General features: G+C 69.9%; 23 protein-coding genes. 16 read left to right on the top strand and 7 right to left on the bottom strand.

The annotated features are described in order from the left end of the window. Positions 1 to 21 precede the first annotated feature (21 nt). Together CF15_RS05050 and CF15_RS05045 are read left to right on the top strand one after the other, a co-directional pair. Positions 22 to 546: a helix-turn-helix domain-containing protein gene (locus CF15_RS05050; RefSeq protein ID WP_058370816.1), complete on the top strand. Its 525-nt coding sequence runs from the start codon at positions 22 to 24 to the stop codon at positions 544 to 546. After that, complete coding sequence (locus tag CF15_RS05045) at positions 530 to 1,480, top strand: DNA cytosine methyltransferase (protein ID WP_058370815.1); 951 nt, start codon at positions 530 to 532, stop codon at positions 1,478 to 1,480. Before CF15_RS05050 ends, CF15_RS05045 begins: the two co-directional genes overlap by 17 nt. Here the strand turns inward: CF15_RS05045 and CF15_RS05040 are convergent. Then, on the bottom strand, positions 1,452 to 1,928 hold the full coding sequence (locus tag CF15_RS05040; RefSeq protein ID WP_058370814.1) for a RecB-family nuclease: 477 nt from the start codon (positions 1,926 to 1,928) through the stop codon (positions 1,452 to 1,454). The genes CF15_RS05045 and CF15_RS05040 overlap by 29 nt on opposite strands. A gap of 232 nt (positions 1,929 to 2,160) precedes the next feature. Between CF15_RS05040 and CF15_RS05035 the strand changes: the two genes are divergently transcribed. The 3 genes from CF15_RS05035 to CF15_RS05025 all read left to right on the top strand — a co-directional run bounded on the left by CF15_RS05035 (position 2,161) and on the right by CF15_RS05025 (position 4,756). After that, on the top strand, positions 2,161 to 2,979 hold the full coding sequence (locus tag CF15_RS05035; RefSeq protein ID WP_058370813.1) for a hypothetical protein: 819 nt from the start codon (positions 2,161 to 2,163) through the stop codon (positions 2,977 to 2,979). 243 nt (positions 2,980 to 3,222) lie between these two features. Continuing rightward, complete coding sequence (locus CF15_RS05030; RefSeq protein ID WP_058370812.1) at positions 3,223 to 3,594, top strand: winged helix-turn-helix transcriptional regulator; 372 nt, start codon at positions 3,223 to 3,225, stop codon at positions 3,592 to 3,594. Positions 3,595 to 3,673: 79 nt separating this feature from the next. After that, complete coding sequence (locus tag CF15_RS05025; protein ID WP_201783112.1) at positions 3,674 to 4,756, top strand: AAA family ATPase; 1,083 nt, start codon at positions 3,674 to 3,676, stop codon at positions 4,754 to 4,756. Positions 4,757 to 4,762: 6 nt separating this feature from the next. Here the strand turns inward: CF15_RS05025 and CF15_RS05020 are convergent, their stop codons facing one another. Continuing rightward, the gene (locus tag CF15_RS05020) at positions 4,763 to 5,719 is read right to left on the bottom strand and encodes a hypothetical protein (RefSeq protein ID WP_058370810.1); all 957 of its coding nucleotides are present in this window, start codon (positions 5,717 to 5,719) and stop codon (positions 4,763 to 4,765) included. 7 nt (positions 5,720 to 5,726) lie between these two features. Continuing rightward, positions 5,727 to 6,491 carry a lipoate--protein ligase family protein gene (locus tag CF15_RS05015; RefSeq protein ID WP_236698197.1) on the bottom strand — a complete coding sequence of 255 codons (765 nt, stop codon included), beginning with the start codon at positions 6,489 to 6,491 and terminating at the stop codon, positions 5,727 to 5,729. A 96-nt stretch (positions 6,492 to 6,587) separates the two neighbouring features. Between CF15_RS05015 and CF15_RS05010 the strand changes: the two genes are divergently transcribed. From CF15_RS05010 to CF15_RS04990, 5 genes are all read left to right on the top strand, one after another. Next, complete coding sequence (locus tag CF15_RS05010; RefSeq protein ID WP_058370809.1) at positions 6,588 to 7,532, top strand: LipS2 family lipoyl synthase; 945 nt, start codon at positions 6,588 to 6,590, stop codon at positions 7,530 to 7,532. Positions 7,533 to 7,538: 6 nt separating this feature from the next. After that, on the top strand, positions 7,539 to 8,390 hold the full coding sequence (locus CF15_RS05005) for a LipS1 family lipoyl synthase (protein WP_058370808.1): 852 nt from the start codon (positions 7,539 to 7,541) through the stop codon (positions 8,388 to 8,390). Positions 8,391 to 8,402: 12 nt separating this feature from the next. Then, positions 8,403 to 8,690, top strand: coding sequence for a hypothetical protein (locus tag CF15_RS05000; protein WP_058370807.1), 288 nt, complete (start codon positions 8,403 to 8,405; stop codon positions 8,688 to 8,690). A gap of 177 nt (positions 8,691 to 8,867) precedes the next feature. Beyond that, positions 8,868 to 10,301 (top strand): ABC transporter substrate-binding protein, encoded by a 1,434-nt coding sequence (locus CF15_RS08585; RefSeq protein ID WP_168371289.1) that lies wholly within the window; start codon positions 8,868 to 8,870, stop codon positions 10,299 to 10,301. Positions 10,302 to 10,525: 224 nt separating this feature from the next. Further along, positions 10,526 to 11,269, top strand: coding sequence for a metallophosphoesterase (locus CF15_RS04990; protein ID WP_168371288.1), 744 nt, complete (start codon positions 10,526 to 10,528; stop codon positions 11,267 to 11,269). An 8-nt stretch (positions 11,270 to 11,277) separates the two neighbouring features. Here the strand turns inward: CF15_RS04990 and CF15_RS04985 are convergent, their stop codons facing one another. Continuing rightward, positions 11,278 to 12,000 (bottom strand): hypothetical protein, encoded by a 723-nt coding sequence (locus CF15_RS04985; RefSeq protein ID WP_058370804.1) that lies wholly within the window; start codon positions 11,998 to 12,000, stop codon positions 11,278 to 11,280. Between the two features lie 179 nt (positions 12,001 to 12,179). Here CF15_RS04985 and CF15_RS04980 point away from each other — a divergent pair, with 179 nt between their 5' ends. Then, the gene (locus tag CF15_RS04980; RefSeq protein ID WP_058370803.1) at positions 12,180 to 13,094 is read left to right on the top strand and encodes a fumarylacetoacetate hydrolase family protein; all 915 of its coding nucleotides are present in this window, start codon (positions 12,180 to 12,182) and stop codon (positions 13,092 to 13,094) included. On the opposite strand, the gene CF15_RS04975 is transcribed toward CF15_RS04980, so the two are convergent. After that, positions 13,091 to 13,927, bottom strand: coding sequence for a metallophosphoesterase family protein (locus tag CF15_RS04975; RefSeq protein WP_070807826.1), 837 nt, complete (start codon positions 13,925 to 13,927; stop codon positions 13,091 to 13,093). The genes CF15_RS04980 and CF15_RS04975 overlap by 4 nt on opposite strands. A 117-nt stretch (positions 13,928 to 14,044) precedes the next feature. Beyond that, positions 14,045 to 15,532, bottom strand: coding sequence for a 4Fe-4S binding protein (locus CF15_RS04970; RefSeq protein WP_058370802.1), 1,488 nt, complete (start codon positions 15,530 to 15,532; stop codon positions 14,045 to 14,047). Between the two features lie 126 nt (positions 15,533 to 15,658). Here CF15_RS04970 and CF15_RS08870 point away from each other — a divergent pair, with 126 nt between their 5' ends. Next, on the top strand, positions 15,659 to 15,811 hold the full coding sequence (locus tag CF15_RS08870; RefSeq protein WP_168371287.1) for a hypothetical protein: 153 nt from the start codon (positions 15,659 to 15,661) through the stop codon (positions 15,809 to 15,811). Positions 15,812 to 15,913: 102 nt separating this feature from the next. On the opposite strand, the gene CF15_RS04960 is transcribed toward CF15_RS08870, so the two are convergent. Continuing rightward, on the bottom strand, positions 15,914 to 16,708 hold the full coding sequence (locus tag CF15_RS04960; protein ID WP_168371286.1) for an MBL fold metallo-hydrolase: 795 nt from the start codon (positions 16,706 to 16,708) through the stop codon (positions 15,914 to 15,916). A gap of 58 nt (positions 16,709 to 16,766) precedes the next feature. Here CF15_RS04960 and CF15_RS04955 point away from each other — a divergent pair, with 58 nt between their 5' ends. The 4 genes from CF15_RS04955 to CF15_RS04940 all read left to right on the top strand — a co-directional run bounded on the left by CF15_RS04955 (position 16,767) and on the right by CF15_RS04940 (position 20,394). Then, positions 16,767 to 17,588, top strand: a complete 822-nt coding sequence (locus tag CF15_RS04955) for a ZIP family metal transporter (RefSeq protein ID WP_168371285.1) — start codon at positions 16,767 to 16,769, stop codon at positions 17,586 to 17,588. Positions 17,589 to 17,625: 37 nt separating this feature from the next. Further along, complete coding sequence (locus CF15_RS04950; RefSeq protein WP_058370799.1) at positions 17,626 to 18,357, top strand: phosphoribosyltransferase family protein; 732 nt, start codon at positions 17,626 to 17,628, stop codon at positions 18,355 to 18,357. 23 nt (positions 18,358 to 18,380) lie between these two features. After that, positions 18,381 to 19,367 carry a hypothetical protein gene (locus CF15_RS04945; protein WP_058370798.1) on the top strand — a complete coding sequence of 329 codons (987 nt, stop codon included), beginning with the start codon at positions 18,381 to 18,383 and terminating at the stop codon, positions 19,365 to 19,367. Positions 19,368 to 19,569: 202 nt separating this feature from the next. Continuing rightward, positions 19,570 to 20,394, top strand: a complete 825-nt coding sequence (locus CF15_RS04940) for an SAM hydrolase/SAM-dependent halogenase family protein (protein ID WP_058370797.1) — start codon at positions 19,570 to 19,572, stop codon at positions 20,392 to 20,394. The last annotated feature ends 64 nt before the right edge of the window (positions 20,395 to 20,458 follow it).

Raw genomic sequence — 20,458 nt, 5'->3', positions numbered from 1 at the left:
CGTCATGGGGCTGAGCAGGCCATGCAGGGCAGCGAGCTTGAGAAGTTCTACCTGTTCGTGGAGAGGCTTGTGGACAGCGAGGCCCGGCAGGTGATCCAGGCCCTCTACGAGGAGGGGGGCGAGCTCTCCGAGGCCGATATAGCTGAGAAGACGGGGTTGAAGCTCAACGCCGTCCGCAGGGCCCTCAACCTCCTGGCGGAGAAGGGGCTTGTCGTGTACAGGAGGCAGAGGCACCCGGAGAAGAACAGGCTCGTCTTCTACTGGAGGATAAACTACGAGGGCCTCCCGGCGATCATCGAGGCGAGAAGGAGGGCTGCGCTGGAGAGGCTCCGGACGCTGCTCGAGGGGGAGGAGGGCACCTACTACTACGTCTGCCCCAACGATGGGACCAAGTACACGTTCGAGGAGGCGCTGGAGCACGAGTTCACCTGCCCCAGGTGCGGCACCATGCTTGTCCCGGACCCGGACCGGGAGCTGCGTATACAGATCCTCCGGCAGTACGTGTCGCTGCTGGAGGCGGAGGTGAACAGTGCTAGGCGTCGTTGACCTCTTCGCGGGCGCCGGGGGGTTTGCGGAGGGGTTCCGGCGGGCTGGGTTCCGCATCCTCCTGGGCGTGGACAACGACCCGGCGGCGATAAGGAGCTATAAGGCGAACTTCCCCGAGTCGGTAGCCCTCGCCATGGATATCAAGGAGGTGACGGGGGCGCTTATAGAGAGGCTCGTGGGCCGCCCCGACGTGGTGATAGGCAGCCCTCCCTGCGAGCCCTACACCGGCGCCAACCCCAGGAGGATGCGGAACCCCCTGGACAGGCTCTACCAGGACCCGGCGGGGCAGCTGGCCCTGCACTTCGCCAGGATAGTCGGGGAGCTGCGGCCCAGGGTATTCGTCATGGAGAACGTGCCCGGCATCCTGGACGTGGAGGAGGAGCTGCGCCGCGTCTTCGCCGAGGCCGGGTACCCGAGGATATACTTTAACCTCCTCCGGGCGGAGGACTACGGCACCCCCAGCCACAGGCTCCGCGTATTCATCTCAAACATCAGGATAAAGCCGCCCAGGAGGAGGCGGAGGATAACCGTCGAGGAGGCCCTGCGCGGGCTCCCCGAGCCGGGCAGCGAGGGAGTGCTGAACCACGAGCCCCCCTCCATGAGCCCCAGGAAGGCCAGGAGGATAGCGAGGCTCCGCTGGGGCCAGGCCCTCATCTACTACGAGGGCGCCGAGGGCCGCCGCTACCCCAACCTGATAAGGCTGGACCCCCGCCGCCACGCGCCCACGGTGCTGGGCTCCAGCAGGTTCATCCACCCCTACGAGCCCAGGTTCCTCACCGTCAGGGAGCAGGCCAGGCTGATGGGGTTCCCCGATAACCACGTCTTCCTCGGAGGGAGGGACGAGCAGTACAACCAGGTGGGGGAGGCCGTCCCGGTCCCGCTGGCGGAGGCTATAGCCTGGGAGGTTAGGAGGTTTCTCGAGAAATCCTCCTAGCCAGGGGGTAGAGGAGGAGCGCCGCCTCGGCCACCGGGGTTAGCCTGCCCTCGCTCCCCACGGGGTAGACAGCCTCCCCGAGCCCCGCCACGTCCCTGCCCGGGGCCGCGTCTATCCCGCCGAGGACTATCATCAGGCTCTCCTCCCCGGCCAGCTTCTCCGCGTAGCTCCACGGGTCCACGGGCTCCCCGTACTCCCTCGACACCACCACTATCCTCCCAGGGGAGAGGATCTCCACGGCGTCCTTCACGCTGGGCAGCACCGAGAAGCTCCTCCCCAGCCGCAGCGCCAGCCTCATCGCCTCCGGGACCCCGCTGGAGGCGGCGGCGCCGTAGACCTTGGTGGCCACCAGGTGGGTAAAGCCTAGGCCGTAGACGAGCTTAGCCATGTCTATGAGGCGCTGCGCGCTCGAGACGTCGTGAACCACTACGGCCACCCTCGGCCTCAATGAGCCGCTCCACCCCCTGCCCTGGTAGCGCGCCGCCGGGGGCTCGGCACTTAAAGGTGTCCACATCGCGCCCGGGCTCGGCGAGTACAGCCTTCGCCACAGCCCCCGGCCATCTAGAACCTGCCAGAAGGCCTAACCCGAATTATAGGGACGCGCCGCCTAGACCACCCCAGGGGCCCCTCTAGCCCGTCATCACGCTGAGGGCCCTCCGGCCGGCGAGTGGTGGACGCTCATGCCGCGCCTGGTAGCTCTACGCCTCCCCGACGACGTGTACAGGGAGCTGGAGGAGAGGGCCAGGAGGGAGGGCTTCCCCCTCGTCTCCGACTACATCCGCTACCTCGTGCTGAGGGAGCTGGGCCTCCTCGGCGAGGAGAGGAGCGTGGAGGCGCTGGTGGAGCGCGCCGTCTCGGAGAAGCTGAGGGAGCTGGCCGGGGAGGGCAAGCTGGAGGTCACGCCCCCGGACGTGGAGAAGCTGGCGTCCAGGCTGGAGCGCAGGATACAGGACATGATAAACCCCTGGACGGCTAAGATAGACTCGCTGTCGGCGAAGCTGGCCGAGGCCATAGAGAGGCTGGAGGCTCTGGAAGACAGGCTGAAGAGCCTCGAGGAGGCCGTGGAGGCCCAGCGCCGCCAGGAGCAGCCCCCGCCGCCGAGGGCCCCGGTCCAGCCGGCCCCGGGCGAGAGGGCGGCGGGGAGGGAGCACCACCGGGGCAGGAGGCGCTCAGCCATAGAGAGGCTCCGGGAGCAGGGCGTCGTCTTCGAGCACGAGGTCCACTGGCTCCGCGACCGCGACGCGTTCTTCGAGAAGCTCCGCCGCGAGGGGGCGCTGGTGCTCGACCTCGGCGGGGAGCGGGTGGCGGTCGACAGGGGCTTCTGGGAGAACTTCCGCGAGAAGGTGGAGCAGCTCCCCACCGCCAACGACGAGGAGATAAGGATGCTGCTCACCGACGCCCAGTACGAACTGTTCAAGAGGCTCAAGGAGGCCGGGCTAGTCTACTTCGACGCCTCCAGGAAGGCCTGGCGCTTCGTGGAGGAGCCCGAGCCGGGGTAGGCGGCCTCGGAGCCAAGTCACTCTTCACAGCCGGCCCCTAGGGGCTCCGGCGCTGGCGTAGTCTTCATCGGCCATCCCCAGGGAGGGGGCCGGGGATGCGGGGGCTCCCGAAGGGGCGAAACTCGCCATCCCCCGCGCCGCTGCGCGGGGCTCGGATCGGCTGTAAGGCTTCACAGCCCCCATAGGGCTGGGGCCCGGGGCCCATCCCTAAATACGGTGCCTGGAGCCAGGGGGCCGGGGAGCATGGCCAGGCTGGGCGACCTGGAGGAGAGGGTGCTGAGCTACCTCCGCGACCACCCGGGCAGCGGGCCGAGGGAGATAGCTGACGCGCTCGGAGAGCCCCTGCAGAGGGTGCGGGCGGCGCTCCAGAGGCTCCGCGACGCCGGCCTCGCCGCCCGCGGCGAGGAGGGCCGCTACTACGCCGTCGCCCCCGCGGTCCGCGGGCTGCCCCGCAGGGAGCTGCGCCGCCCCGGGGGCCACTTCTCCCCCGGCGACCTCGAGGCGGTGGTTGCGAAGCTCGCGGAGCTCGAGGAGAGGGTCGGGATGCTCGAGGCTGCGGTGGAGAGGCTTCTCCGCCGCTGCGGGGCCCGCGGCGATGAGTCCAGCGCCTTATAGCCTCGCCCCCGTCGGCCGCGAATGATACCCCTCCGGGGGTCTGTGCAGGGTGTCCGCCGGGCTGCACAAGCTGGAGGCAATGGCCCGGGGCTACGCCCTCGCGGCCGTGAGGGCCGACCGGGAGGGCAGGATACAGGAGGCTATATCGAACTACAAGAAGGCCATAGATATACTCGGCAAGATAGTGAGGCTCTACCCCGACAACCCACTGGCCCATGTCTACCGCGGGATAATCCAGCAGTACCGCCGCCGGGTAGAGCAGCTCGAGAAGCTCGGGGTCCCGGCCTCCCCGGCGGAGGCGGAGCAGCTCGAGGACTGGATAGTCACGGAGAGGCCTAGGGTGAGGTTCAGCGACATAGCGGACCTGGAGCACGCGAAGCAGGCGATAAAGGAAGCTATAATATACCCGGTTAGGAGGCCGGATCTCTTCCCCCTCGGCTGGCCCCGCGGGATACTCCTCTTCGGCCCGCCGGGCTGCGGCAAGACAATGCTCGCCGCGGCGGTGGCCAACGAGGTGGACGGGGTCTTCTTCAACGTGGACGCGGCCAGCATCATGAGCAAGTGGCTGGGGGACGCCGAGAAGAGGGTGAGGATGCTCTTCGAGAAGGCGCGCGAGGCGGCCCGCGGCGGGAGGCCGGCGATAATATTCATTGACGAGATAGATGCGCTCCTCGGCGTCCACGAGAGCGAGGTCGGCGGGGAGGTTAGGGTGAGAAACCAGTTCCTCAAGGAGATGGACGGGCTCCAGGACAAGAGCAGCAAGCTGCACGTATACGTTATAGGCGCCACCAACAAGCCGTGGAAGCTAGACGAGCCCTTCATAAGGAGGTTCCAGAAGAGAATCTACATACCCCCGCCCGACCGGAGGGCCAGGCTGGAGCTCTTCAAGCTCTACACCCGCGGGCTCCGGCTGACCCCCGACGTGGACCTGGAGAAGCTCGCCGACATGACCGAGGGCTACAGCGCCAGCGACATAAAGGACATAGTCATGGAGGCCCACCTCCGCACCGTGAGGGAGCTGTTCGAGCGGCAGGGAGGCCAGGGCGAGCCCAGGCCCCTGACCATGGAGGACTTCGTGGAGTCGATAAGGTCCAGAAGGCCGAGCATAACGAGGGAGATGATAGAGGCCTACGAGAAGTGGTACGAGAGGTTCAGGGGCTAGCCCCTCCTACCAGACCACGGTCTCCCGGTGTATAGCCGCCCGGCGCGGCGGGCCGCAGAGCCGGAGCCAGGGGAGGGGCTCGCCGCAGCGGGGGCACCTGGGGGCCGTGCCGCCCCCCGCGTCGGCGTACACCCTGACCCCCCAGGGCTTCCTCGAGACCACTGGGGCGCCGCACCTGGGGCAGGCGGTGTCGGTGAGGGTGTAGCTCTCCTCCGGGTAGAGGTAGACGTTCCACCTCCCCCGGTCCCTCAGCTTCTCCACGAGGCTGTACGCCTTGTCGCCCAGCTCCTCCCCCAGGGGGAGCACGTGGACCGGAGTGCCGGGGTACCTAGCCGCCAGGTCGGCCACGGCGGCGGCCGCGCCGGGGGAGCCGTCGTAGGGGACGTGGATCTCCACGGCCTCGAACAGCCGGTGCGCCTCCCTCAGCGCTGCGGCGGCGTGGTCGGGCCGGGGGAGCTTCTCGACGGCCAGCAGGTACTCGAACACGACGCCGTTGTAGCCCGCCTCCCGGGCCTCGCGCAGCCTCTCCAGCGCCACCAGGCCAGCGGTGCGGGCGAGCACGTAGCGCACGCCGGGGGCGGCCTCGCGTACGAGCCCGGGGAGCTGCATCACCCAGTCAGCCACCAAGGGCTCGCCGCCGTCGAGGAGGAAGACGCTGGGGGACAGCATGCGGAGCCTCCGCAGCTCCCCCGGCTCCAGCCTCCGCAGCTCCAGGCCCCTGGGGTCGGCGTAGTCCCTCCAGCTGCAGCGGCTGCAGCGGACCGGGGAGCCGGGGAGCATGAGCCTGGCCGCCACCCCGCCGGGGCAGGTGTGGGCGAGGGGCACGTCCTCGACGCGGAGCACGCTGAGCCAGAGGGCCCTCCAGGGGCGGAGGTCGCCCCTCCCCGGCGCCACGACGCCGCAGCGCCCCTCGCCGCGGCAGTGGAGGATGCAGCGGCTGCACACCGGCCCCTGCCCCTCCAAGGGCCTCCTACCTCCGGCGGAGCCACCAGCTGCTCCGGTACCTCTCCTCCAGCCGCCGGGCCAGGCTCTCCTCCTCCGGGCTGAGGACGTCCAGCCTCACGGTGTCGTAGCCGAGGGCGCGTCGGAAGCCCTCCACCAGCGCCAGGGCGGCCTCCTCCCGGGCGGGGCGGCGGCCCAGCACCCTCTCGACGGTGGTGACCCTCTCCTCTATGCTCCGGGCCCCGTGGCTCTCCAGCTTCTCCCTGGGGGCGCGGAGGAGCCTGGCCATGACCTGGAGGTCTGAGGCGTAGAGGAGGGTGCCGTGCTGGAGCAGCGCCCCCGCGGCCCTCGCCTGCGCGTTCCCCGAGATCTTCCTCCCGGCCACGACCACGTCGTTCACCGGCTTGAACTCGGCCTCCACGCCCAGGACGCGGAGCGCCTCCACAACGCCCCTGCAGAGGACCCGGTAGCTCTCCTCCACGTCCCTCAGCCCTGGGAGAGAGTCCAGCCCCAACGCTATGGAGTATGTAACCTCCCCCGCCGGGTCGTGGTAGACGCTCCCCCCGCCTGTGAACCTCCTCACCACGTCGATCCCCATCCTCCTGGCCTCCTCCAGGTCCACGCTGGCCTCGAGCCTCTGGAACCTCCCGATAGTCACCGCCGGGGGGTTGAAGACGTAGACTCTGAGCGTGTCCGGGACCGCGCCCTCGCCGCGGAGCCGGAGCAGCGCCTCGTCCACCGCCATCTGCCAGGAGGCGGGGTGGCCCTCCAGGTCCAGGATCACCCGCAGCACCCTCGCCAACGCCTACCGGGCCCTCCTCCCGGGGGCTGGAGCGCGCCTGCCCATATATGCCGGCCCCGGAGGCCCCGTGGCCAGGGGCCGTGCAGGGTGCTGGTACGCGCCTCCATAGGCACGCTGGCCGTGCTGGGGCTCGAGAGGATCCCGCTGGCCGCCAGGCCCACCACGGCCTATCTGCTCCAGTACAGCCCCCAGGGCTGTATGGCGCGCTGCATGTTCTGCAGCCAGTCCGTCTTCTCCAGGGCGGGGAGGAGCCTGCTGAGCAGGGTCACCTGGCCCGTGGTCAGGCTCGGGGACATCCTCTCTAGGTGGAGGAGGGGGCTCTTCGCTAGGGTCTGCATCCAGACCGTGCTCCGGCCCGGCTTCGCCTGCGAGGCCTACAAGCTGCTGGAGGGGCTGCGCCGCGTCGACCCCGACACCCCTGCATCGGTGACCACCACGCCGGTGGCGGCGGGCGTCCTCGAGGCCTGGCGGCGGCTCGGGGTGGACACGCTCGGCGTAGGCCTGGACGCTGCAAGCCCCAGGGTTTTCGCCGAGGCCGGGAAGCCCTACAGCTGGAGCACCTACATAGGGTTCATAGGGAGGGCTGTGGGGGTCTACGGGAGGGGCAGGGTCTACGTCCACCTGGTGGCCGGGCTCGGCGAGACGCCGGCCGAGATGCTCAAAGCGATGAAGCTCATCTACTCCCTCGGCGCCCGGGTGGCGCTCTTCAGCTACACCCGGGTCCCCGGCACGCCGCGCCGCTTCCCGGGCGTGGACATCCACACCTACCGTGTCTACCAGGTCGCCCGCCTCCTCCTCGAGGAGGGCCTCGACCCCCTCGACTACATCGACCCTGGGCCCCCGGCCCGGTTCGCCCGGAGGCCCCCCGTGGACCCGCTCCCTGGGCTCCTCACCAGCGGCTGCCCCGGCTGCAACAGGCCCTTCTACAACGAGTCCCCCAGGGGCCCCATCTACAACTACCCCTCGGCCCGCCTCCTCCAGCGGGACCGGGGCCTCCTCGAGGAGCAGCTCCGCAGGATAGGCCTAGGGTGACTGGGCGTGGGGCTCCCGAAGGCCTTCAGGATGATGAAGAGGTTCACGGAGATAAGCCTCACCGGCGCCAGCTGCCCCCTCAACTGCAGCCACTGCGGGAGCCGCTACCTCCGCGGCATGCTGCCCGTCCCCCGGGGGCCCCGCGGCCTCCTGGGGCTCCTCGAGTCTCTCCACCGCCGCGGGGTCCGAGGCGCCCTGGTGAGCGGCGGCCTGACCAGGGAGGGGAGGCTGCCGCTGGAGCCCTTCCTGGACCAGCTGGCGGAGGCCCGCAGGGAGCTCGGCATGGTGTTCAACCTCCACCCCGGCTACGAGGACCGGGGCTGGGTCCTCGAGAGGCTCCGCGGCGTCGTGGACATACTAGACTATGAGCTGAGCCTCAGCAAGGAGATGGTTATGGGTGTCCGCCGTCTCCCCTTCGGCCCCGAGCGCGTCGCCAAGATAATGGAGCGGATGATGGAGCACGGGCTCGAGGTTGTGCCCCACATCTTCCTCTGGCACCCCTGGAGCAGCCCGGAGCTGCTCCGCCGGGAGCTGATGCTCGCAGCCGACCTGGGCGCTGAGAGGGTGACGCTCCTCGTCTACATCCCCCCGCCCGGCGAGCCCGCGCCCCCCGCGGAGAAGCTCCCCGGGCTCCTCCGGCTAGCCCGCAGCGTCTGGCCCGGGGAGCTCTCGCTCGGCTGCATGAGGCCCTACCAGGTGAAGCCCCTCCTTGACCGGGTGGCGGTGGAGGAGGGCATGGTGGACCGGATAGCCAACCCGAGCCCCAGGGCGCTTAGGGAGCTGGGGGTCAGGCTGCCGCTCTACGATGCCTGCTGCAGCCTCCCCGAGAGGGTGCTCCCACTGTTCAGGGTGAGGTAGGGGCTCTGGGCCGTGGAGTGGCTCGAGATAGGCATCAAGCCGAGCAGCTACATCTCCTCCCTCTGCTACAGCGTGTTCCGGCTGGAGCCCTTCACCGGCTGCGTCTTCGACTGCCTCTACTGCTACGCCCGCTGGTACCGCGGCCTTCGGGCCCCTGGCCAGGAGGCTCCAGGGGCTCCCCAGGCCGGTGCTCCGCCTCTCCACCCTCTCCGACCCCCTCCAGCCCCCGGCGGGGCCCACCCGGCTGTGAAGGAGCCGCTCCGGGCCGGCCCTCCGCCACCGGGTCCCAGCCATAGTTAGCACTAAGGGCGACCCCCTGGCCGACCCCGAGGCGCTCAGCCTCCTCTCCCTAGCCGACCACGAGCTGCTCCTGCTCCAGGAGACCATAGCCCTCCCCGACGGGGCCTCGAGGCTGCTGGAGCCCCCGCCTCCAGGAGGCTCGACGCCGCCGAGGCCCTGGCCAGCCACGGGGTTAGGGTGGTCGTCAGGGTGCAGCCCCTGCTCCCGGGGCTCGAGGAGGAGCAGCTGCGGGTGGCAGAGGAGGCCCTGGAGAGGGGCGCCGCGGGCGTCATAGCGGAGCCTATACGCGAGACGAGGGAGGGCCTGGAGAGCCTCTACCGGGTCCTCGGCGCCGCGTCCCCGAGGCGGGCTGGGAGCCCTACCAGCTGGGCCCGGAGCCGGGGAGGGGCTCCTCCACCCCCGGAGCCGAGTGGAGGAGCAGGATCCACCGCGCTGGAGGCCCTCTCCCTCCGCCACGGCGCCGTCTACGCCCCCTGCAAGGACGCCGTTCTCCCCCTCGTGGCCCGCTGGTACCGGCCCGGCAGGAGCTGCTACCTGGAGTGGCTGGCCGTGGACGAGCCCCCTGCTGCTCCGGGCCCACGCTGCACTAGTACCTCTACTGGCGGCTCCTCCAGGGCGGGGGCGGGTCCTGGAGAGGCTTCGAGGGCTACGCCTGCAGCCTCCCCGAGTTCGAGGCCTTCTGCAGCATGCTGGACCGCCACCCGGGCCCGTGAGGCACACCCTCCGCGCCCACCACCAGCGGCTCCGGCGCCAGCATCCCCAGAGAGCCCCAGGGGCCCGCCGTGGCCGCCGCCAGCCCCCGCCAGCGGTTTTAGTCGACGCCCCACACGCCCTGTGGGGAGAGGGCCGGGAGCATTGAGGATCGTAAGCCTCTCCCCCTCGGTAACAGACACCCTGGTGGAGCTCGGCGCCGGCGACGAGCTGGTAGGGGTCTCCTCCTTCTGCCTCCCCTACGCGCCCGGGAAGAGGATAGCAGGCGACTACCTGAAGCCCCGGCTCGACGTGATCCAGGAGCTCAGGCCAGACGTGGTCTTCACCAGCGGCGAGGCCCAGCTCCCGGCGGCAAGGCTCCTCACCGCCCACGGCTACCGCGTAGTACACATCGACATCCCGGCAAGCCTCCACGGGGTAGCAGACATGGCGTGGAGGATAGGCGTCCACATAGGCAGGATAAGGGAGGCGGAGGAGCTATCCCAGAAACTCCACCAGCGCCTCGCCAGGCTCCACGCCGCCGCCAAGGGAGCACGCATAGCCTACATCATAGACCTCGGCGAGCCAGTCTCACCAGCCGCCCTCAGCTACGCAGGCCACGCACTAACCCACCTAGGAGCAACCCACCCCTACCAGAACAGGCAGGCCAAATGGGCCTACCCCACACCGGAGGAGCTAGAGAAGCACAACCCAGCCATAATAGTCTACGAGGCCAAATCACCAAACCCCACCCACCGCCTCGCACAGAAACGCCTAGAAACATGGCGCATGGCAGGCCTCCTAGCCAGAGCAAAGCTACTAGTAACACCAGTCGACACACTAGCCCACTACGGGCCAAAACTAGCACAAAGACTAGAAAAACTAGCAGAACAACTCAAAACAACTCCAACACCCCCCTGACACCCCCCTCCAATCCTATTTGTTTAGGTTTCATCAAGAATGGCGGCGGGTAGGCAGAGCTATAGAGCAATAGAGCCCCCGGCAACACGGGCCAACACCGATGCCCGGCGATGAAGAGATGCAGAATCTGCCCTTACGGCTTGTGGCTGGCGCGGAGGTGGCAGTTTTTGTGCGTCGCCATGCTGGGGCCGGCGGGTTGGGCCGGGTTGGGGCTGGCTGGTATTGTGGCTGGTGTTGCTGCTGGTGTTGTGGGGCTGGCTGCCGCTGGTGTTGTTGAGACTCTGGCTGCTGGGGTTGAGCTCACGCGTGTCAGGCTTGGTGTTGGTAGGCGTGTGCTTCTTCTCGCCGATCTCCATGTTCATGGGTCTCCTGGCTGGAGGGCTGTGTGGGCTGCGCGTGCCGCCCGCCCGGACCTGGTGGTGCTTGCGGGGGATACGTGGGATGAGAGGACGAGGGGGTTTGGGCCGGTGTGGGAGACGCTGCGGGAGGTGGCTAGGTACATGAGGGCTGGTGTGGCCGTGCTTGGGAATCATGAGGTGTGGGCGGCTCGCAGGCTCCCCCTGGGGGAGGGGGTGAGGCTGCTGGAGGATGCGGGGTTCTCGGTGCTCCTTGACTCTGACGCCGAGGTCCTGGGGCTGCGGGTGGCGGGGCTGGCTTGGAGGGAGGATCCCCGTGGCTACCGGGGGCCCTTGGAGAGGCTGGCGCGGGGGGCGGATCTGGTGGTTGTCCATAGCCCCGACGCGTTCAGCCACCTGCCTAGGGGTGCTAGGGTGGTGGTGCTGGCCGGCCACACTCATGGGGGCCAGTGGTGCCTGCCGGTTAACCGGAGCGTGTGGACTAACAGCCGGTATGGCTACGCCTGGGGGCTCTACCGCCGCGGGGAGTCGGTGATGTACGTGTCTAGGGGCCTGGGGGAGAGGGATCCGCCCCGCGTCTTCTGCCACTACCAGGCCGTGCTCATAGAGTAGGGGTGGGGCTAGCCTAGCAGCTGGCGGGCTAGCTGGGCGAGGCCGCGGAGGAGGGGCAGCTCGTCCACGCCTATCACCTTCACGCCGCTGTCGGTCCAGAACTCTACGCCCTCGGCGGCCCCCCGGAGCCACTTATGGAAGCCGGCCAAGTCGACCACTAGGTCGTGGGGGCCGCGTCTGCCGGGGCCGGCGGGGCCCGGCGCCAGGTTGTAGACTACCACGTAGCCCCCGTGGTCCACCTCCACGGAGTGGCCGTCCACGACTAGGACTAGCCTCGGGCCCTCGCCGCTGGAGGGCTCCGGCGCCACCACAGCCTTGAGCGTGGAGGCCTCGGCCTGCTGGTAGCGGAGGCCCTGCCCCGTATACCTTATCGTGGTGTTGGAGGCTACGAGCCTATCGTTGACGTATATTGCCTCCACCGGCGTGTCCCTTATCTCTACCCAGCCGCCGCTGTTGAAGTGGATGTAGCCGCGGGTGGTGTTGAAGACCAGCCTCACCCGGTCGCCGGGATTGACCACCACCGGCCCGCTGTCGGTCACTATGGTGCCCGCGCCTCTGGGGTGCACTGTGAACTCTATGTAGCCCGTCAGCCTCAAGACGAAGCTGCCGTCCATGCGGATCTCCACGTAGTGGTGCCCGTCCCCTGCCGCGGCCGCGCCCACCGCGAGCAGCGCCGCGCCGAGGAGGGCCGCGGCGAGCACGGCGAGGCTGCCGGCGCTCACCCTGCGCATCCCTCTCCCCTCCGGGAGCGGGGGTCCCCGGCCATGCCGCTCTTATAAGCGCCCTAGCCGGCCTCTCGAAAAGCTTGTTGCAGCCGGGGGCCTCACCGCGGGCCTGGCTTTATAGCCGGAATACCCGGGGGGCTGCGGGCCCCTAGGAGTAGGAGCGCTCCCGGAGGGGAGGGTGCGCGGTGCGGGCTGTGCGGGGCCCGGGGTTCAGCGTGGAGGCTGTAATCGGGCTCGCCAGGGTGCTGGCGCCGGGGGGCGGCGTGGAGCCCGCCATCGTGTACCGCGGCAGGGTCTACCCGCTGGGCCCCTGGGGCTTCAGCGACGTGAGGGAGGTGATGCTCGAGTACCCGCCCGAGGAGTTCGAGGCGCTGGCCCGCCGGGTCTCCGGGAGCGACCATGGGCTCCCGCTTCGCGGGGTGAGGCTCGCGGCCCCAGTGGAGAGGCCGGGGAAGCTCATACTGGTGGGGCTCAACTACCGGGACCACGCCAGGGAGATAGGTGTCGAGCCGCCCAGGGTCCCCGACCTCTTCTCCAAGGGCAGCAACGCGGTTGTGGGCCCGGGGGACCCGATACTGCTGCACGACCCGGGGCTCCGGGTGGACGCTGAGGCCGAGCTCGCCGCGGTGCTGGGGCTCCCCGCGCGCAGCCTGGAGCCCGGGGAGGCGCTGGAGGCTGTCTGGGGCTACACGTGCCTCAACGACGTCTCGGCGAGGACGGAGCAGCTGCTCTCCGGGGCCTCCCAGTGGTGGAGGGGGAAGAGCAGGGACACCTACTCGCCCCTAGGCCCGGTGGTCGTGCCGAGGACCGTGCTGGACCCTGGCAGGGGGCTGCGCTTAGCCCTAACCGTGTCAGGGGAGAGGCTCCAGGAGGGCACCACGAGCGACATGGTGCACAGCGTGGCTGTGCTCGTCTCCTACGCGAGCAGGGGCACTCTGCTCGAGCCCGGCGACGTAGTGGCCACCGGGACGCCGGCGGGGGTGGGGCACGCCCGCAGGCCGCCCCGCTACCTGAGACCCGGCGACACCGTGGAGGTCTGCGTCGAGGGGATAGGCTGCCTGGAGAACCCGGTGGTAGCCGACTCCCCTGGGGAGGGCTAGCTCCCGTTCACCCTCCCGAAGCGGTGGAGCTTCCCCCTGGCCTTCTCGAGCACCGGGTCCAGCATCTCACGGTACTGCTCTATGCTGTAGCGTGGGAACGGCCTGGGCGTGCCCCGGTAGACTGGTGTCTCCCTCAGCGTGTAGGAGTTGACCCTCACCACCTCGACCTCTCCGCCCTCCTCCACCCTCAGCACGTTGAAGGAGGGGACTGTGCCCGCCTTTATCCTGGTCGTGGTGGCCGTGCCGGCGTGGACGAGGAGCATGCCGTTGAGCTCCCATATCCAGGGCACGTGCTTGTGCCCCGCGAGGACTATGTTGACGCCGAGCCTCATGAGGAGGTCCAGGAAGTCGCCGGCGTCGGCGGGTATGTTCCTCTCCCTGCCCGTGCCCGGCACCGGCACCAGGTGGTGGTGCAGCGCCACTATCCTGACCCCGTTGCAGCCCCCGAGGTTCTCCTCCACGAGCCTGTAGGCCAGCCTGCCTATATGGCCGTCGTCCAGGTCGGGCTCGCTGGAGTCCACGCCCTGGATGCAGACACTGCCGCTGCGCAGGAAGGGGTACCGGGTGCCGAAGAGCTCCTCGAATACCACGTAGCCCATGTTCCTGGAGTCGTGGTTCCCGGGCACCAGTATGAGGTCCCGCGTGTTTATCCTGGAGAGGAGCTCCACGGCTTTCTCGTACTCGTGGATGTAGCCGTAGTCCGTTATATCCCCGGTGACCACCACTATATCCGGCTCAAGCCTGTCCAGGTACCCCACAACGTTCTCGGCAAGCTCGGGGGAGAAGTAGGGTGCGCCCACATGCAGGTCCGAGATATGCGCTATCGTGGTCAAGGCTCTCCAGGCCCTCCTTTCTCAGCCCCTAAGCCCGGGGGCCCTGGGGGAGGGTAAAGAGCCGGATCCACTGCCTCTAGAGGCGGCTGTATACGCCTATAGAGCCTGCCGGCGGCTCTATAGGGCCTGGCCCCTCTTCCTCTGCTCCCCGAGGTACTTGCTGAGGTCTATGAGGCCGAGGGCGGCCTTCTGCTTGCACTCGCTGCACAGGTAGATCTTCATGATGGTCTCCTCCGGCAGCCCGCTGGCGCGGAGCCTCGCCTCCACCTTCCTCAGCATGCTCAGGGGGCCTATCGGCCTCCCGCAGACTATGCAGTGGGCCGTCTCGTCGCTGTGGAGCAGCCTGGTGCCGCCCGAGAGGAGCCCGGGATCGACGGCGCGTGTGAGGCGTATCGCGTCCTCCGGGCAGGTGTCCACGCAGAGGCTGCAGGCGGGGCAGCGGTCGGGGTGGAAGAGCAGCCGGGCGCCCTCCCCGCCCTCCACCATCTCGAGCGCGCCGGTGGGGCAGGCCCTGCTGCAGGCGCTGCAGAGGGTGCACCTCGAGGGATCCACCTCCACCACGCCGAGCAGCGGCGCCGCCGTCTCAACCCTGGAGCCGGGGGGCCTAGCCTTAACCGCCTCGACCGCCGAGCGCCACGCCTTCTCGGCCCCCTGCGCCGCCGGCTTCAGCCCCGGCTCCCGCTGCAGCACCTCCCCGAGCTCCCCCCGCTCGGCGGCGAAGACCGGCTTCAACCCGGTGAGCGCAGTGTAGTCCGCAGCCACCGTCTCCAGGTACCTCTGGAAGGCCTCCACCCCGCAGGCCTTCACGCTCCCGCTGCTGCAGACGTAGACGGGGGCGAGCCCGGCGCCCCAGGCTGCGAGGAGGAGCCGGAGCCCCGCCTGCCCGGGGCAGGTGAGCGGGAGGATGTAGGCCCTGGCCGCCGGCTCGGCCCCGCGCAGCGCCTCGACGGCCCAGGCCGCGTCGCGGCGGCAGAGGATGAGCAGGTAGCCCGGCCCACGGGCGCCTAGGAGGCGTAGATACCTCCAGGCCGGGTCCTCGCCGGCCCCAGCGGCCTCGAGCACGCCGGCGGGGCAGGCGGAGAGGCAGAGCCCGCAGCCGGTGCACTTGTATGGATCAGCCCTGGGCGGCTTCCCCTCCAGCGCCCCGTAGGGGCAGGAGTCTATGCAGGCCCTGCAGCCCTTCAGCAGGCTGCAGGCCTGGGGGTCGACCACCACCGGCGTGTCCACGGCCTCGAAGACGGCGGCGGGCCCGGAGCGGAGCAGGTCGCGGCGCCCAAGCTTCTTCCCGGGGGCTGTGCGGAGCCCGGCCTCCTCGGGCTGGAGCCACTCGAGGAGCGACCGGCGGGCGGCTGCAGCAGCCTCGAGAGGGACGCCGGCAGCCCGGGCCTCGACGGGGTCGAGGCCCCAGACCAGCAGCGGGTTGCCGCCGGTCTTCTCAAGCCTCTCCCAGGCCAGCTCGGCCGCCCTCCACGCCCCGTCCCCTACTATGAGCACGCGCTCGCCCTCTCCGGCCAGCTCGGCCGCCTTCTCGGCGGCGTTCTCGAGCCCGTCAGCCTCCACCGCACCCTCCACGCTGGCGCCAGGGAGCGCGACAAGTCTCGCCAAGTGGGCGCGCCTCCATCCTCATCGGGGGCGGAGGCGATACTAATAATAATGTTTTTTGATGGGGGATGGGCCGCTCTGCGCTCCCCCGCGGGGACCCCCGGGGGCTCCACGCATACCACGGAAAACATGGTGCAGCACAACAGTGATGGAGGCTCTCCACGGCTCCAGGCTCGGGGCAAGCCCCTGGACCGGCTCATAGCAGGCTTCACGGCGCTGAGCCGCGTCTACTGCGTGGGGGTGCGTGACCAGCTGCACAGCCCCGGGGGCGGGACCCCGTGAACCCTCGTGGCGGGGCTAGCGGCCCCCGATAGAGGGGCTGGAGTCCATGGTAGGCCGGGTTTTGACCGGGATGAGGGCCCCTAAGAGGCCTGGCGGGGCTGCCTAGATCCGGGCTGCGAGCCCGTCGGAGGGGACCAGCACGCCCCGCGGCAGCTTGCCCCTCCTAGCCCTCTCCCTCAGCTCCCCCAGGCTGCTCCCGGTGAGGTGGACTAGGGCTAGGATGCTGCCCGGCTTCATGTACCTCCGGTGGGCCAGCGCCTGCTCGACAGTGTGGTGCCCGGTGGCCGCCGCCACCTCGGCCAGGCTGCTGGGCATCGTTGCCTCCACTGCTGCCAGGTCTGCCTTCCCGGCGGCCTCCTCCACCGCCCTGGAGGGGGCCGTGTCGGCGCTGTAGTAGAGGGCTGCGCCGCCCTCCTCCCGGAGGAGGGCGCCGTAGCAGGGCACCGTGTGGCGGGCCTCGACGGGCTCCAGCGCGAGGCCGCCCAGCTCCAGGCTGCCGCCGGGCTCCACCGCCTCCAGCCGGGCCTTCTCGCGGAAGCTGCCCGGCATCCTGGGCAGCAGCACCTCCCTCGCCTCGGCCGCCACGGGGCCTGCGGCTAGCAGGGCTGGGGGCCTGCAGGCCTGCTCCGAGGCCTGGACGGCTAGGTCGAAGAGCCCGGACCAGTGGTCGAGGTGGAGGTGGCTGATGTAGACGTAGCTGATGTCGCAGACGGTGTAGCCTGCCTCGAGGAGGCGCTGGCTGCAGCCCGGCCCGGCGTCGAGGAGCACAGCCACCCCGCCGGCCTCGGCCAGGATGCAGTTCTCCGCCCTGCCCGGCGGCGCCCCGCTCCCGCCCGTGCCCAGGAAGACCACGTGCACCCTCTCCCCCGGGGAGGGCGGGCTTGGTGCACCGGGCACCGCTTTAGAGCCCCCGGCCGGCCGCCGCAGAGCCTAGCCGGCCGGGGGGCTAGAGGGCTTGGAGGGCCTGCTGGCGGGCTGGGAGGGCGGCCCGGTGGAGACGGCGCTTGTAATGGGGCTGGTGGCGGCGGCCTTCACGAGCATTGGAGGGGTGCTGGCTCTGCCCCTGAGCCGCCGGGGGCTGAACCCCAGGGACCTGGATGTGGGGCTGGGGTTCAGCAGCGGGGTTATGACCGTTGCTAGCTTCACCAGCCTGCTGATACCGGCGATAGATCTGGCCGGGAGCCCGTGGAGGCCCCTCCTCGGCTTCGCCGCTGGCGCCATCGCCGTAGCAGTGCTGAACCGCGTCCTCCCCCACGAGCACGCGCTGATAGGCAGGTATGAGGGGCCGGAGTGGGGGAGGAAGCTGCGCGCCGCCTGGCTGGTGGCGCTGGCCATACTTATCCACAACCTGCCGGAGGGCATGGCTATAGGGGCTGCCTCCGCCTACAGCATCGCCAAGGGCGTAGCCACCGGCCTCGCCATAGCGCTGCAGGACGTGCCGGAGGGCCTCGCGGTAGCCATGCCCATCCTGGCCGCCTCCGGGAAGAGGCTCACCGCGCTTGGAGTGAGCGTCCTCAGCGGGCTGAGCGAGACGGCCATGGCCGTGCCGACGTCCATGCTCGGGAGCCTCGCCGCCAACCATCTCCCCGAGCTCCTGGGCTTCGGGGCCGGGGCTATGATGTACGTGGTCAGCCACGAGGCTATACCGGAGAGCCACCGCAGCGGCCACGAGGACCTGGCGACCCTGGGCTTCTTCCTAGGCTTCGCGGTGATGCTGCTGCTCGACACCCTGCTCCAGGGGGCCTCCCCGGCGCCCCGGGGGCCGGGGGAGATATAGCCTGAAAAGCCGCTGCCCCGAGGAGGCGCCGGAGGGCGTGGAGGCCCCAGCCGTGGCGCCGGGGGACAGGGCCGGGGAGCTGAGGCTCCGGCTGGAGGCGGTGGAGCTCCTCCGCCTCCTCCGCCGCTGGTGGAGCCTGAGGGAGCTGGAGGAGATAACCGGGGTGCCCCGCGGGGCCCTCTCCCACTACGTCTCGGGCTCCAGGGTGCCGAGCACGGGGCAGGCGAGGGCGATAGTGGAGAGGGTGCTGGAGAGGCTTCCCCCGGGCAGGCTGCTGGGGGAGAGGATACGCGGGGCCAAGGGCATGGTGGACACCCAGGAGCTTGTGCTGGACCCCCTGGTGCTCCGGCTGGCCTCCCTCTGGGCGTCCCACCGGTACCGGGGCAGGGCCGGCAAGGTGCTGGCCGCCGAGACCGCGGGGGTCCCGCTGGCGACCGCGATAGCCCTGGGGCTCGGGGCCGACCTGGTGCTGGCCAGGAGGAGCAGGGAGAACCCCTACCGGGGCTACATCCGGGGCGAGGCGGGGGAGCCCCCGTTCAGCGTGAAGGTGTTCTACGCCCCCGAGGGGAGCCTACAGCGGGGCGACAGGGTGCTCCTCGTGGACGACCTGGCTAGGACGGGCGCCACCCTGGAGGCGCTGGCCAAGATAGTAATCCGGGCCGGCGCGGAGCCCGTGGCCGCGGTGGTGCTGATAGCCCTGGGGAGCGAGTGGCGCCGCCGCCTGGCGGGCCTCGTCCCCGAGGCCCTCGCCATGCTCGAGATAGGGTAGCCCCGCGGGGGGAGGGTGCCGCCGTGGTGCTCGTTGACGCTGTGCAGGCCGCCAGGGTGGGGGAGGCGCTGCGCCCCGCGCTGGAGCGCTACCGGCCCGACTCCTTCACCGACCCCCGGTTCTACCCCCCGGCGGGCGAGGACCCGGAGACCGTGGCCCGCTACTTCCTCGTAATGGTGGCCATAGACCACCGGCTCTCGAGGCCCGGGAGGCCCTACGAGGCCGTGGTCAGGGGGGAGAGGCTGCACGGGGCGGACCTCCTATACAGGCTTGGCCGCCTCAGGCTGGACGAGGATCCTGGCTTCTTCAGCCCCCGGAGGCTTGCAGGGATCACCGCCAGGGACGTTGAGGAGTGGCTGTGCGTGGGCGGCGTGTGCCCGCCCGACCCCGGGGTGAGGGCGGCGCTGCTCCGGGACCTGGGCTCGAAGCTGGAGGCGCTCTACGGCGGGAGCGCTCTCAGGCTCCTCGAGGAGTCGCGGGGGCTGCTCCACAGCTGGGACCCCTCGAGCCCGGGGCTGGTGGAGAGGCTCCGGGTGTTCGAGGCCTACGGGGACCCGGTGGAGAAGAAGCCGATGCTCCTGGCGAAGTTCCTGGAGAGGAGGGGGCTGCTGGAGATAAGGGACCCGTGGGACAAGAGGGTGCCGGTTGACAACCACGTGGCCAGGATAGCTCTCCGCCTCGGCCTCGTGAGGCCGGAGCCCCGCCTCCTCGAGAAGATACGCGGAGGCCGGGAGACCACGCCCTGGGAGGACGTTCTCATCCGCATCGCCGTCCGGGAGGCCTGGCACCTGGTGGCGGAGAGGATCAGCGTTGACGACTTCATCCTCGACGACGTGCTCTGGACCATGGGGAGGAGGGTCTGCGTCCACGGGAGGCCGAGGTGCAGGGGCTGCAGCGGCCACCCCGCGTGCGAGGGGGGAGGCTGCATCCTCCGCGGCGTGTGCCCCGTGGGCCTAGGCGTGGAGGAGCCTGTGGAGGAGCATAGGTTCCTAAACACCTGGTGGTACTAGCCCCCGGGGCCCCGGGGGCCGTGAGGCCGCCTCCCTTTGGCTACCTCCCGAGCCCCTCGGAGGGAGGGGTGGTGAGGAGTCCTGGCCTTGCCGAGCCCCCGGGGCATGCTGCCGCTGCTCTGCGGTGGATGCGGAGAGAGCCCCCCGGGAGCCAGTGTCAATAACGCCGGGGCGCGGGGGGCGGCTGGGGTGCTGCCCGGGCATGGCTCCGCCCGGCCGTGGCCTGGTAGCTTTCATGACTGACTTCGGGCTCAGCGACCCCTACGTCGGGATCGTGAAGGCTGTCATCGAGAGGCTCGGCGCGGGGCGGGTGAGGGTGGTGGATATAACGCACGAGGTGGAGGCCTTCAGCATCCTGGCGGGCGCGTATGTGCTATACACGAGCTACCGCTACTTCCCCCCGGGCACGGTGTTCCTGGCCGTGGTCGACCCGGGGGTTGGGACCGAGAGGAAGCCCGTGGCTATAGAGACCCGTAGCTACTACTTCATCGGCCCCGACAACGGGCTCCTCTACCCGGCCGCCTCCGAGGACGGGATAGTGAGGGTTCACATGATAAGCAACGAGGCGGTCTACATTAAGCCCGTGTCCCGCAGCTTCCACGGCCGCGACATATTCGCCCCCGCCGCCGCCCACCTAGCCCTCGGCGGGGGCATCGAGGCGCTCGGCGAGCCCCTGGACCCGGGCTCGCTGAGGAGGCTCAGCCTCCGCAGGAGCTGCAGGGGCGACGAGGAGGAGGTAGAGGCCATGGTAGTCTACATAGACAGGTTCGGCAACGCGGCCCTAGGCCTCACGGAGGAGTGCTTGAACATGCTCTGCCGCCACGGGGAGGTGGAGGTGGAGGCCAGGGGGAGGAGGAAGGCCCGCTGCCTCCCCGTCTTCAGCCAGGCCGAGCCCGGCGAGCTGGTGTTCTACATGAACAGCCTCGGGTTCCCCGAGCTGGCGGTGAACCTCGGCAACGCCGCCAGGGAGCTGGGGCTCGCCCCGGGCTCTAGCCTAGGGCTGCGCCCCGCCGGGCCCCGCGGGTAGGCCCCCCGGGGCCGGGGGCGAGAGTGAGGAGAACCCCCGCGGGGCAGGAGTAGGAGGCCCGGAG

This window comes from Pyrodictium occultum (assembly GCF_001462395.1).
Classification (GTDB): domain Archaea; phylum Thermoproteota; class Thermoprotei_A; order Sulfolobales; family Pyrodictiaceae; genus Pyrodictium; species Pyrodictium occultum.
The sequence above is the reverse complement of the archived record's forward strand: the minus strand, read 5'-3'. Positions and strand labels throughout refer to the sequence as shown.

Excerpts from the sequence above, each read along its gene's own strand:
- CF15_RS04985 (WP_058370804.1), bottom strand. The coding sequence starts at position 12,000 with ATGCGCAGGGTGAGCGCCGGCAGCCTCGCCGTGCTCGCCGCGGCCCTC.
- CF15_RS04940 (WP_058370797.1), top strand. The coding sequence starts at position 19,570 with ATGGCTCCGCCCGGCCGTGGCCTGGTAGCTTTCATGACTGACTTCGGG.
- CF15_RS05025 (WP_201783112.1), top strand. The coding sequence starts at position 3,674 with ATGGCCCGGGGCTACGCCCTCGCGGCCGTGAGGGCCGACCGGGAGGGC.
- CF15_RS05030 (WP_058370812.1), top strand. The coding sequence starts at position 3,223 with ATGGCCAGGCTGGGCGACCTGGAGGAGAGGGTGCTGAGCTACCTCCGC.
- CF15_RS05050 (WP_058370816.1), top strand. The coding sequence starts at position 22 with ATGCAGGGCAGCGAGCTTGAGAAGTTCTACCTGTTCGTGGAGAGGCTT.
- CF15_RS08870 (WP_168371287.1), top strand. The coding sequence starts at position 15,659 with ATGGTGCAGCACAACAGTGATGGAGGCTCTCCACGGCTCCAGGCTCGG.
- CF15_RS05035 (WP_058370813.1), top strand. The coding sequence starts at position 2,161 with ATGCCGCGCCTGGTAGCTCTACGCCTCCCCGACGACGTGTACAGGGAG.